The 11,821-nt window shown below is 48.9% G+C and carries 14 protein-coding genes and 1 riboswitch; of the genes, 11 read left to right on the top strand and 3 right to left on the bottom strand.

The features are described 5' to 3' along the window. The first annotated feature begins 61 nt into the window (after window positions 1-61). From BLV22_RS08310 to BLV22_RS08295, 4 genes are all read left to right on the top strand, one after another. Window positions 62-802 carry an alpha/beta hydrolase gene (locus BLV22_RS08310; RefSeq protein ID WP_091613820.1) on the top strand — a complete coding sequence of 247 codons (741 nt, stop codon included), beginning with the start codon at window positions 62-64 and terminating at the stop codon, window positions 800-802. A 25-nt stretch (window positions 803-827) separates the two neighbouring features. Next, complete coding sequence (locus BLV22_RS08305; RefSeq protein ID WP_091613818.1) at window positions 828-1,052, top strand: hypothetical protein; 225 nt, start codon at window positions 828-830, stop codon at window positions 1,050-1,052. Between the two features lie 170 nt (window positions 1,053-1,222). Next, window positions 1,223-3,208, top strand: a complete 1,986-nt coding sequence (locus tag BLV22_RS08300; protein WP_245724052.1) for a penicillin-binding transpeptidase domain-containing protein — start codon at window positions 1,223-1,225, stop codon at window positions 3,206-3,208. 122 nt (window positions 3,209-3,330) lie between these two features. Beyond that, a complete protein-coding gene (locus tag BLV22_RS08295) occupies window positions 3,331-3,939 on the top strand; it encodes a VanZ family protein (RefSeq protein ID WP_091613815.1) in 609 nt (202 codons plus the stop codon). 48 nt (window positions 3,940-3,987) lie between these two features. On the opposite strand, the gene BLV22_RS08290 is transcribed toward BLV22_RS08295, so the two are convergent. Next, window positions 3,988-4,350 carry a DoxX family protein gene (locus tag BLV22_RS08290; RefSeq protein ID WP_091613812.1) on the bottom strand — a complete coding sequence of 121 codons (363 nt, stop codon included), beginning with the start codon at window positions 4,348-4,350 and terminating at the stop codon, window positions 3,988-3,990. A gap of 19 nt (window positions 4,351-4,369) precedes the next feature. Further along, window positions 4,370-4,651: a hypothetical protein gene (locus tag BLV22_RS08285; protein ID WP_091613810.1), complete on the bottom strand. Its 282-nt coding sequence runs from the start codon at window positions 4,649-4,651 to the stop codon at window positions 4,370-4,372. Between the two features lie 82 nt (window positions 4,652-4,733). Continuing rightward, window positions 4,734-4,797, top strand: a riboswitch (Fluoride riboswitch). Between the two features lie 52 nt (window positions 4,798-4,849). On the opposite strand from BLV22_RS08285, the gene crcB reads away from it, so the two are divergent. Beyond that, the gene (gene crcB, locus BLV22_RS08280; RefSeq protein ID WP_091613807.1) at window positions 4,850-5,224 is read left to right on the top strand and encodes a fluoride efflux transporter CrcB; all 375 of its coding nucleotides are present in this window, start codon (window positions 4,850-4,852) and stop codon (window positions 5,222-5,224) included. Beyond that, entirely contained in the window at window positions 5,224-5,574 is a 351-nt protein-coding gene (locus BLV22_RS08275; protein ID WP_091613804.1) for a fluoride efflux transporter FluC, read from the top strand. The genes crcB and BLV22_RS08275 overlap by 1 nt, the downstream gene beginning before the upstream one ends. A 35-nt stretch (window positions 5,575-5,609) precedes the next feature. Here BLV22_RS08275 and BLV22_RS08270 read toward each other — a convergent pair whose 3' ends face one another. Continuing rightward, the gene (locus BLV22_RS08270) at window positions 5,610-6,797 is read right to left on the bottom strand and encodes an MFS transporter (RefSeq protein ID WP_176967717.1); all 1,188 of its coding nucleotides are present in this window, start codon (window positions 6,795-6,797) and stop codon (window positions 5,610-5,612) included. Between the two features lie 254 nt (window positions 6,798-7,051). Here BLV22_RS08270 and BLV22_RS08265 point away from each other — a divergent pair, with 254 nt between their 5' ends. The 5 genes from BLV22_RS08265 to BLV22_RS08245 all read left to right on the top strand — a co-directional run bounded on the left by BLV22_RS08265 (window position 7,052) and on the right by BLV22_RS08245 (window position 11,818). Continuing rightward, entirely contained in the window at window positions 7,052-7,948 is an 897-nt protein-coding gene (locus tag BLV22_RS08265; protein WP_091613799.1) for an ABC transporter ATP-binding protein, read from the top strand. Next, complete coding sequence (locus tag BLV22_RS08260) at window positions 7,941-9,167, top strand: ABC transporter permease (RefSeq protein ID WP_245724058.1); 1,227 nt, start codon at window positions 7,941-7,943, stop codon at window positions 9,165-9,167. The genes BLV22_RS08265 and BLV22_RS08260 overlap by 8 nt, the downstream gene beginning before the upstream one ends. 62 nt (window positions 9,168-9,229) lie before the next feature. Next, window positions 9,230-9,604, top strand: a complete 375-nt coding sequence (locus tag BLV22_RS08255) for a PH domain-containing protein (RefSeq protein ID WP_091613794.1) — start codon at window positions 9,230-9,232, stop codon at window positions 9,602-9,604. A gap of 131 nt (window positions 9,605-9,735) precedes the next feature. Continuing rightward, window positions 9,736-10,557, top strand: a complete 822-nt coding sequence (locus tag BLV22_RS08250; RefSeq protein ID WP_091613792.1) for an AraC family transcriptional regulator — start codon at window positions 9,736-9,738, stop codon at window positions 10,555-10,557. Between the two features lie 109 nt (window positions 10,558-10,666). After that, the gene (locus BLV22_RS08245) at window positions 10,667-11,818 is read left to right on the top strand and encodes a Gfo/Idh/MocA family protein (protein WP_091613789.1); all 1,152 of its coding nucleotides are present in this window, start codon (window positions 10,667-10,669) and stop codon (window positions 11,816-11,818) included. The last annotated feature ends 3 nt before the right edge of the window (window positions 11,819-11,821 follow it).

The following is an 11,821-nucleotide window of genomic DNA, read 5'->3' as shown; positions in this document are numbered from 1 at the left end:
GAGATGAAAGGCACCGGAAAAAAGAAATAATTGAAGGAATGAAGCAAAAAGGAGGCAGGTCATGAAAGGAACCATCATTCACCATCAGGTTATGGACCGCGATGTATATGTATACCTGCCTCCGGATTACAACTGGAATAAACAAAAACGGTATCCTGTTATTTATGTTCAGGACGGAGCATATTTATTCCGGGATTCGGGCAGTGTGTGGGAAGCGCTGATGGAATCTGGATATATGCAGCCGGTAGTAATGGTCGGCGTGGAACCGAAAAGCCGTATTCATGAGTACACGCCTTGGCCTTCTAAGGCGCTCTCTTTGCACCTTCCGGATTTTAAGGGTCTCGGTACAGAATACGCGTACATCCTGACCAATGGCATCCGCCCGTATATTAACGAAAAATACCGGGTGAGAACAGAGGCCTCTCATACCGGGTTGATTGGTGCTTCACTTGGGGGGCTTGTCTCAATTTATATAGCCGATCTGTATCCCCACGTGTTTCATAAGATCGGCCTGCTTTCTGCTTCGCTGTGGTATGAAGGGATGGGATCTTTTATTAAAGACAGGCTCTCTCTTACCCTGCGCCATTACGTATATCTGTATGTGGGAGAGTGGGAAGGGAACGGGCAGCCACTTATTGAACCCTACATGGTGCCAAGAACGCAGATGATGTATGAACTGCTCCGAAAGCAGCTCGAAAATCAGGTAGCGCTCCATATAAAACCGAAAGCGATGCATGAAAGAAAGTATTTTGTTTCCCAGTTTCCTGCGGCCTGCACATGGTTGTTTCCACCCCTGCATTAGCGGTATAGTAAGAGAAACGGCACATATGGAGGAACTGGAAATGGAAGCAGAGTTTTTCTTTCGGTCCATACTTATGCCAGCGGTTGTGATTTTCTGTCTGATCTTTTATTTGACGCTTTTCTGGGTGCATCAAAAAGGAAAGTTCAGCCGAAGTGAAAATAAAAATGCACGCCAGGCAAAAATTGTTCGTAACGGATTTGTACTGACAGGCTTCCTTGCTTTTATATGGTTTCTCTCGCTCTATATTTAATCATCTGCGCCGCTGCAGGTGATTTTTATGTCATTGAGGTATATTATAAGCTGTTTGAAAATAGGAACTTCCGGGCAGCAATGGAACTTGGGGTGTCCGTATCCGGATACGGCGCCTGAACCTGAGTTATGTTAAAATATGGCTGTAGAGATGGAGAACGGAGGGGAAACATGAAAAAGACGGCTGCAACAGCGGGGATTATAGTACTCATTGGAGGACTGAGTGCCTGCAGTAACCGCGAGAGTGCGGAAGACAAAATGCAGGACTTTACGGACGCCTGGAACAACCAAAACTTTGAAGAAATGTACGGGTATTTAAGCTCAGACGCGCGCGAACAGATCGACGAGGAAACGTTTATCAGTCGGCACGAAACGATTTATGAGGATACAAATGCTGAAGAACTGAATATTCAAACCGGTGAGGCCGGCGAAGACGCTGAGGGCGAAGAAGAAACAGCGCTTCCTTTCTCTGTGAGCATGACAACGAGCGCGGGCGATGTTTCCTTTGAACAGGAAGCCTCCTGGGTGCTTGAAGAGACAGAAGACGGAGAAGAATGGCAGCTCGATTGGTCTCCTTCATACATATTTGATGAACTGGGATGGGAAGAGACGGTAAATGTAGAACGGACGGAACCAGCACGCGGGGAAATTCTGGCGGAAGGCGGGGATCCTCTCGCGACGAATGTGGAAACGACCAGGGTCAGTCTGGTGCCTGGCAGCATGGGAGAAGAGCGGGATGATACCATTTCCACTATCGCAGACGAACTGGATATGCCGGAAGAGGATATTACCGGGGCGCTTGATCAGGACTGGGTTTCAGACGAGAGCTCGGTGCCGGTAAAGACACTTTCTCCTGATGATGAAGAAGCAGCGTCAGCGGTAGAGGATCTTCCAGGGGTCCAGCTTTCTGAAGCTGGAAACCAGCGGTATTATCCGGAACAGGAGGCCGCTGCTCATTTAACAGGCTATATTGGAAATATTTCAGGAGAAGAATTTGAAGAACGGGAAGGCACGTACACACAGTCTTCCCAAATCGGCAAAGCCGGGCTTGAATATGTATATGAAGACCGGCTGCGAGGTGAGCCCGGCATACTGATCTCTACTTCGGAAGACGATGTGATCGCAGAAGAAGAAGCGGTAGCCGGGGAAGACGTGCAGACGACTATCGATACTTCTCTGCAGGAGCGTGCCTATGAGCAGATAGAGGAGGATGTGGGAGCTGTGGTAGCACTGAATCCGAAGAACGGCGATACGCGGGCACTGGTCAGTGCCCCTTCCTACAATCCAAACAATTACATTTACGGCTGGCCGGAAGAGGAGCTGAATGAGTTCAATGACAGCGAAAACCGTCCGCGTGCCGCTAAATTCAACAGCACGTATGCTCCTGGTTCAACGGTGAAGCCTATTACTGCTTCGATCGGACTGAGTAATGAAGCCATTACCCCGGATGAGGAAATGACGATCGAAGGCCTTGAATGGCAGCCTGACAGCTCCTGGGGCGGCTATTCAGTGACCCGGGTGGATGATGAATTGAGCGAGGTAAACCTGCGCGAGGCGTTAATTACGTCGGATAATATTTATTTTGCACGCACGGCGCTGGATACGGGAGAAGAAGATTTCATTACCGGTTTGGAAGACTTTGGCTTTAATCAGGAGGTTCCATATGATTTTCCAATAGGAGAGTCAACGATTGCTTCGGACGGTCTCGATTCTGAAGTGCTGCTTGCTGACACCGGCTACGGCCAGGGACAGATGCAGATGTCTCCGGTTCATCTGGCTTCGGCGTTTACGGCCTTTACGAATGAAGGAGACATGCTTGCCCCGCAGCTGCTTGCTTCTTCTGACCGGGAAGTCTGGGAGGAAAACGTCGTACCTGAAAGCGGCATTTCGACGATTCAGGAAGGCCTTGAAGGCGTAGTGGAGGATGATCGCGGATCTGCGTATGAGCCTGTGAATGAAAACATTTCGATTTCAGGCAAAACCGGCACGGCAGAGCTGAAGCAGGCTGGGGAAGAAGAAGGAACGGAAAACGGATGGTTTGTAGCGTACGATAATGAAGAGGAAGATTTATTGATTGCTTCGATGATTCAAAACGTCGAAGATCGCGGTGGCAGTGAATATGTGGTAGAGCAGACCAAGCCGCTGTTTGAAGAATAATCGGTTCACTGGATTGTCATTAAAATGCAAAGAAAAAGTTTAGTTGTTTTCTCATATATCAGACGAATTACGGGTATGGATAGAAAAGGATTTCTTTGTATGTCAGACGAGGGGGTGAAAGAATGACAGGACTGTTTATTGATCCGTTTTTGTGGATCACCATTGGTTTAATTTTGATTGTAACAACATTTTTGTTTTTCTGGCTCCGGGGCAGCCATGACCCGATAGGGCGAAAAATTCTGGCCGCAGTATTTATGATCTACCTGGCGACAATCGTACGTTTTACGTTGATTCCGGCTCCGTATGAAGGGTCGCTCGGGCCAGGCCTTCAGCTGGGGGAGTATTATCAGTTTCTACCGTTCTATACGATTGTAGAATCATTTCAGGAGGGAACGTGGCTCAGTGTGGTGGTAGGCCAGATTGGACTGTACCTGCTGCTGCCGATCTTTTTTGGCATACTGATCAGTGACGATATTCACTTTATCTGGGCTTTTGCCATTGGTACGCTTTTATCCTTCTCCATCCAGCTGATGGAGTTTAGCATTAACTTAATTATTGGCTATCCGACGAGAGTGGCCGATATTGATTCGATTATTTTGAATACGATTGGTGCAATGATCGGCTACGTCATCTTTAAGTATTACCGGCGGATGCGGCGAAGGCAGGACAAACCGATACTGCCTCCCGTCATTGCTCCGAATGACCGCTCGGCAACGTCCCAAAAACTGTAAACGAAAAGCCGCCGTCTTCCACGGGAAGATGGCGGCTTTTTTTGTATGTCAGCGTTCATTTCTGCTGCACTCGAGCGCCCATTGGATTAACGGCAGCTGCAAAGGAAGACGCAGCCAGTATAAAAGTGGATAGGCTTTGCCGTTTGGTCGTAAAGGAACCTTATTGACAGCCATATACACGTTGGCCGGGAAAATAAGCATAAAAAAGAAGGCCGCCGGTCTGCCGGCGTACTTACTCCATTTTCGAACTGTAAAAGCTGTGCCTAAAATCAGCTCTACTGCTCCGGATCCATATACTGCGGCTCTTCTGAACGGGGCCTTTGGCGGCAGAATACGTTCGAATTTTTCCGGGGAAGTGAAATGCAGAAGACCGGCTGGAAGAAGAATTGCAGCGAGAAGCCATCGTTTCATAGTAAATATCCTTTCTGTATTAAAATAAAATAAGGTAGATGCATCCTGCACAAAGAAGAGCAAGGACGAGAAAAACAAGGCGACGGACAACGTTCTGCCAAAGAGAGGAGAGACTGTTTGTCCACTGGTGGATCCTTTTTTCAAATGCATGGAAGACGAACATAATGCCGGAGGTGTCTTCTTCTGCCTGCTGCCTGGTAAAGGTTAATGTATGAACGTCTTCTTTCAGTCCGATCATCAGAGAAACGAACAACAGCAGCAGAAAAGGAAACACTAAAATGAGCTGAAAAACAATAAACATAGCCACCACGCTCCCTTGTTCCCGTTTTCCCCGTTCATAAAAAAATCAACCCCTTGTGTAAGATTATGGTATACTGGGCGGAGGAAAAGATGGCGATGGAGTTCGCCGAAACCGCTCTCAAAAGAGCTGATGACTCCTGTCTGTCCACGGGATACGTGTGCAGACAGGATTTTTTGCGTTAAATAAGGAGGAAAAGAAATGAGACTGTATGTATGGATGGCAGTCGGCGGGGCTCTCGGCAGCCTGCTGCGTTACCTTGTAGACCGGATGTTTGCAGCGGCTCCCGGTGTGTTTCCATGGGGGACGATGGCGGCAAACATTGCCGGGTGTTTTTTACTTGGATGGTTTACCTCGAGGATTATACAGCGGAAAGCGTGGCCGTCTATGTGGGAGGCTGTAGTAGGGACGGGGGTTATAGGCGCATTCACGACCTTTTCGACGTTCAGTATGGAAACCATTCAATTAATCGAAAATGGTGCTCTTTTCGCAGCGGGGATCTACGTTTTAGTCAGTGCTGCCGGCGGGCTTGTAACCGCGGGCATTGGTTACCGTTCAGGAAGGAGGAGAAGCTGATGACATGGCTGCTTGTCGCTATTGGAGGAGCCTTCGGTGCCACTGCCCGTGCGGCTCTGGTGTCCTGGTCCAAAGAAAACGGATGGCACCGGGTACTGCCATTTGGAACGATGTTTGTGAATGTATCAGGGTCATTTCTCCTCGGCCTGATCGTGGCCCGGGGAGCCGGTATTACAGAAACAGTGGGCGTAGGCATCGGTTTCTTAGGTGCATTCACGACCTTTTCGACCTTTAATATGGAAATCATTCAAAAAATAGAAGCGGGCGAAGGAAGAAATGCCTTATTGTACGGAATCTGGAGTTATACGCTGGGGATTTTGGCGGCGGCTGCCGGGTATTTTTTAGGGTGAAAAAGCCGTCTCCCGGGCAGGAAACGGCTTTTCATTCATCCCGGGGAATTCTCCCCGTCTGTCTGAACATGAAAACGAATCAGCCAGGTGATTAAAAGCCCGGCAAGGGCAAGCAGTGCCCCAAAATAAAAGACACTGGAAAGGGAAAGCTGTTCGGCGACAGATCCGGCGACGACCGGGCCAAGCAGAATGCCTGCAGCATAAAACGACTGGTAAAATCCCATTGCGCTTGCCTTCAACGGCCCGGGGCTCACCTGGACGACCATTCCCAAAAGCAGCGGCAGCACAATTCCAAGAGCGAGTCCGAGCACCGCCTGGTTCAGGCTCAGTTCCCATAAAGACGCGGTCGACGGCATCCAGACAAGCGCCGCCGCCCCGGTGAGAAAGGAGCCGTAAAGGAGCGGTTTGTGGAGACGGACCGGTACGGTGTAAAACGATAAAAACAGAGATGCTAAAAGGTGCGGAACAAAAAAGGCAATAAAAATAATGACTAACGTCCGCTCAGTAGCGCCTATCGAAGATGCATACAGCGGGGTGAAGCCGAAAATTGTCATGAAAATAATAGAGTGACCGATAAAGCTGGCGCATGTAATCCAGCGCAGGTCATGCAGCCGAAGAGTACGGCTGATTAAAGAACGAATTTTCAATGGCCGGGTTTTGCTTTGTACCGGAATTTCTTTTGTGAACAGCGTAAACCCGATGCCGATGAGAGAAAAGGCTGCGGCAATCCAGAACAGCGCTGTAAATCCGAATAAATCAGCCAGGTAGCCGCTGAACATCATGCTGATAAACTGGGTGAAAACCGTTAAAAGCTGCAAAACGCCCATCGCTCTCGAGGACTGGTCGGGAGAAAAGTAGCGGGAATACATAATCGTCGCCATTACCCACATCGAGGCGGTCACTCCGGCAAGCAGCCGGGCGGTAAAAACTGCCACAAAAGAATCAGATAGAACGAGCAGGATCCCGCTGATGAATCCGCTGATAAATCCTACAATCAGCAGTTTTTTCAACAGCCCCTTCAAAGCATCAGAAAGAATGCCGAGCGGATAGCGCAACAGCACCTGCGTCGCCCCGTAGGCACCGAGAATAACGCCGATTGCGGTGTAGGTGAAATTACTGTTTTCTAAATATAAACTAAATACCGGTACGTACACATAGGTCGCGAACCAGAAACAAAAAACAGCGGTTAAAAACAGGGCGTGATCACGTTTTGTAATGGTCATAGCTATCATCCTTATGTAAAAAGTCAATCATTTGCGTAAAAAGCAGTTGTTTCCATCATAAACCAATTCTGTCTGAAACATAAGCGCTTACCTTTAATTTAAGTAAACAACGCCAAAGGGAATGGGAGTTTTTTGTCGAATATTTTAAGGCCCGGGCCTGTCTTCGAAAGAATTGGACGGAATTTATGGTATAAATTGGATATTATCTTGTTTATTATGGAAGAGTAGTTTTCATTCCCCGGAGGAGGTCGTATATGCTTGAAGTAAGTCGTTTATCAAAGAGTTTTTTAGAAAAGCAGGCTGTCGATGAGCTTTCTTTTTCAATTCAGCCGGGAGAAAGTCTTGGTTTAATCGGTCAGAACGGAGCTGGGAAAACAACCACCTTCCGCATGCTGCTAGGTCTGATGGAGCGTACAGACGGAACGGTAGAATGGCAGGGCAAAAAAGCCCATCATCTGCCGCTTGAGCAGGTCGGCTATCTGCCGGAAGAGCGGGGTCTGTTTGCGGAAGAACAGGTGGAACAGCAGCTGCTGTTTCTGGCCGGTCTGAAAAACATGAACAAGAAAGAAGCAAAGACTTCGATGGCCTACTGGCTCGAAGTGTTTGAACTTGAGAAAGAAAAGAAGCAGAAATTAAACACGCTCTCAAAGGGCAACCAGCAAAAAATTCAATTGATCGCTGCACTCGTCCACCGCCCCAATTTTCTTATTCTTGATGAACCGTTCAGCGGACTCGATCCGGTGAACACGGATATTTTGAAGGAAGCTATTCAAAATTTGCGCCGGGACGGGGTGACTATCATTTTTTCGAGCCATCGCATGGAGCACGTGGAAGAAATCTGTGACAAGCTCGTTATGCTTAAAAACGGCAGGAATATTTTGAGCGGACGCCTGGGAGAGATCAAGGAGCGCATGGACCGCAACCGGATTGTCACTCAAACTCCCTGCCCGCCGGAAGATGTGAGGATGTGGGAAGGGGTGCAGGAGGTGCGTGCATCCGGAGAAAAAATGCACATATATACGGATACAAAAGCAAGATCCCAGGACATTCTACAGCAGCTGTTTACATATGGAGACGTCCGCATCTTCCGGATGGAGCCCCCGTCGCTGGAAGAGATTTTCAAAGAGAAAATAGGTGAAAGCGATGCGTAATACGTGGAGAATTTTTGCCCATACATTCCGGGTGCGGGCAGGCGCAAAATCATTTATTGTGTCGACGGCAGTTATGCTTATCGTCGTGCTTATTGCCCTGAGCCTGCCCAGAATTATCGACTTTTTCGGAGACGGGGAAATAGAGATCAGCAGCCTGGCTGTTGTTAACGACAGTGATTCTCTTCAGCTGCCCGGGGAAGCGGCCGGTATAGAGCTTCTGCCGTATGAGCAGGAAACGCAGGCAGAAAACGCATGGGAAAACGGGGAAACAGACGGCTACCTGCTCTTTGAAAACAACGAAAACGGATATAATGGAAATTTATATACCGATGAAGACCTGGGAGACTCGGCTGGCGCCCTTTCCGCCGGGATCCAGCAGGCGCATGTCTCGCAATACGCACAAGACCTTGGTATTACAGGCGAAGAGGTTCAAAATATTACCTCGCCTGTGCAGATTGCAGAAAGCACAGAGGGCAGCGGTGGGGGTGGAGCATCCTCCTCCGAAGAAGGGTTCAATCTTCTTTCCTACGCGGTTGTTTTTATAATTTACATTTATTCGCTGATGTGTGGAATCATGATCGCGATGCAGATTGCCAAGGATAAAGAGCAGCGGGTGATGGAAATTCTTATTTCGAGCGCCTCTCCTGTTCAGCATTTGTTCGGCCGGGCATTCGGAGTGTCAGCCATCTGGCTTTTCCAAATGGCCCTGGTGGCTGTAACAGCAGTAATATATGTGAACGCAGCCGGTCTGGATGACATCACTTCGCTTATCAGCTCGGCTGGCGGAGCCGCGGTTTCCACCTGGATATATGCCGTCGTGTTCCTGCTTCTTGGGATCGTCCTTTACGGAACGCTGTACGCCATGGTTGGATCGATGGCAGCCAAAACGGAAGAAGTCCAGAACTTCAGCCAGCCGCTCACATTTCTGCTCGTAGGAGCGTTTGTCCTGTCGAACTTCGGGCTCGCTGCCCCGGGAAATATTTTCGTGACGGCAAGTTCCTTCATTCCTTTTTTCACTCCGTTTACAATGTTTGTGAGAACGAATGCGCTAGACGTTCCGTGGTGGCAGATGGGCCTGAGCATCGGACTCACCCTTGCTCTGGTAGCAGCGGCGGCCTGGTTCAGCGTTCGTCTGTACCGGGGCAGTGTACTTGTTTACAGCGGTGATTCATTTAGCAGAAGAGTCAAGCAGGCACGGGAACTTGCCCGCAGAAAGTGATACACTAAAGCTGTACCATCTATATCAATTTATGCTCACAGGAAAAAGGAGACGATCGTACTATGGGATTGTTTGATGCACTGATGGGAAACGCCTCTGAAGCGGATTCGAAAAAGGTAGAGGAAGAACTGCGGGAGTGGTTAACGGCAGGCGAACAGGTCGAAAGTGCTTTTAAACTGTACCGGGATTTAATGGTATTTACAAACAAGCGTCTGATTATGATCGACAAGCAGGGAGTCACCGGGAAGAAGGTGGAATACCACACTGTTCCGTACCGGAGCATTACCCACTACAGCGTAGAAACCGCCGGCACGTTTGATTTGGACAGCGAATTAAAAATATGGGTGGGGAGCACGGCAGAGCCTGTGTCCAAGACCTTCCGAAACGATGACAACATTTTTGACGTCCAGCGTGCATTGAGTAAGTACGTGCTGTAATAAAGGTTTCCGGGTGCCCTTCAGGCATCCGGATTATTTTTAAAACAGAAAAGTACATATGGTATCATAAACAAAAGTGAATCCACATGAATCAAACAATATCAAAGTATTCACAGAGATGGAGGGCCATCATGCAGAACAAGGAACAATCGGCAGTTATTTCGTTGTATGAAAGCAAGCATAAAGAAAAAGATACGGTAGCTACGCACACGCATGAAACCCATCAGCTGTTGTATGTTCTTGACGGAGACGGGGCCTGCGAACTGGATGAACACGTGTATGATATTACAGCAGACTCTTTTCTTATTGTGCCTCCAAAAACGAGCCATTCAATCCGTGCGGATTCACATATGACGGTGCTGGTACTTGAATTTGACGCCGGAAAGCTCAGCCAGGACGTGCGTACACAGCTGATTCCAAACGTTTTTGGTACGGCCCGCGTGCAGTCCTTCAGCGCGATTGACAGCAGTGAGCTCCGGCAGATTATGCGGAAAATGCTTTACGAACAGTCACATGGCGACCAGCTTTGGCAGATGGCGCTTAAAATCCATATTGCTGAGCTCCTTTGCACACTCGCCCGTTCCAATCAGGAGGCAGGGCCGGGAGATACAAATAAACTGCGGGTCGAACGCCTCCGGCAGTACATTGATACGCGTTATTACGATATTGAAAGCGCCGAGGATATCGCCGGTCGGATGGGGATGAGTAAGCGGTATATGCAGACCATTTTTAAAGAATACTACGAACGGACGCCGATGCAGTATCTGACCGAGGTCCGTCTCGGACTCGTCAAGCAGCTGCTGGTGGAAAGCGATAAAGATATTGTATCCATCTGCTTTGAAGTAGGGTTTGAATCGTTATCCACGTTCTACCGTTTATTTAAGAAACACGTCGGAGTTCCGCCGAACATGTACCGGACGACCCAGAGAAACAGGGAGGGGACTCCAGGCTGAACGCTAAATCATTTCCGAATCTGAGAATAAACGTCTGTAACTAATAAGACAGCGCATACATTTCTCTCTAGACTGAGAATTAATCAGTTTAGAGAGGAGCAGGATCAAGATGGCAGAACATGTTATTGGGATTATTATGAACGGAGTAACCGGAAGAATGGGGACGAGACAGCACCTTATCCGCTCGATTGCAGCTATCCGCGCGCAGGGAGGCGTCGAGATTGATAAAGGTGAATACATCATGCCGGATCCTATTTTAGTAGGCAGAAACGAAGAAAAATTGAAAGCGCTTGCGGGAGAGCATGATATTACACGCTGGACGACCAGCCTGGATGAGGCACTTGCAGACGAACATAATGTTATTTATTTTGATTCCCAGACGACATCAAGACGTGCCGAAGGAATTAAACGGGCGATTGAAGCCGGTAAGCATATCTACTGTGAAAAGCCGACAGCCACTTCGATGGAAGGAGCGCTTGAATTGGCCCGTCTGGCTAAAGAAGCAGGGGTCAAAAACGGAGTCGTGCAGGACAAGCTCTTTCTGCCGGGTGTGTTAAAGCTGAAAAGGCTGATCGATGCCGGATTTTTCGGTGAAATACTCTCGGTCCGCATGGAGTTCGGCTACTGGGTATTTGAAGGCGGCTGGCAGGAGTCCCAGCGTCCGTCCTGGAATTATAAAAAAGAAGAAGACGGCGGTATCGTGGTAGATATGTTTCCGCACTGGCGCTATGTGCTTGATGAATTATTCGGCTCGGTACAATCGGTGTCTGCTTCGGTGAAAACGCATATTCCAGAGCGTGTGGACGAGGAAGGTAATACGTATAAAGCAACAGCGGATGACGCCGCCTACGCAACGATGGAGCTTGAAGGCGGCATCACGGCGCAGATTAACTCCTCCTGGGCAGTTCGGGTCGACCGTGACGACCTGCTGACGATTCAGGTGGATGGGACCGAGGGCAGTGCTGTAGCTGGTCTTAGAAACTGCAAGACCCAGCACCGGGTGAATACGCCAAAGCCGGTATGGAATCCGGACCTTGAAAACACGATCGACTTTCAGAACCAGTGGGAAGAAGTACCGGACAACCAGCTGTTTGAAAATGCGTTCAAAATTCAGTGGGAAATGTTTTTAAAGCACGTTCATCAGGATGAAGCCTTCCCATGGGATCTGCTGGAAGGGGCGAAAGGGATGCAGCTGGCCGATCTTGGCCTGCAGTCGTCCAAAGAACGGCGCTGGCTCGACGTACCGGAACTGAATATATAAGGA

The sequence above is a fragment of the Marinococcus luteus genome, from assembly GCF_900106595.1.
GTDB lineage: Bacteria > Bacillota > Bacilli > Bacillales > Marinococcaceae > Marinococcus > Marinococcus luteus.
Note: the sequence above shows the minus strand (reverse complement) of the source record. Positions and strands in the feature narration are given on the sequence as shown.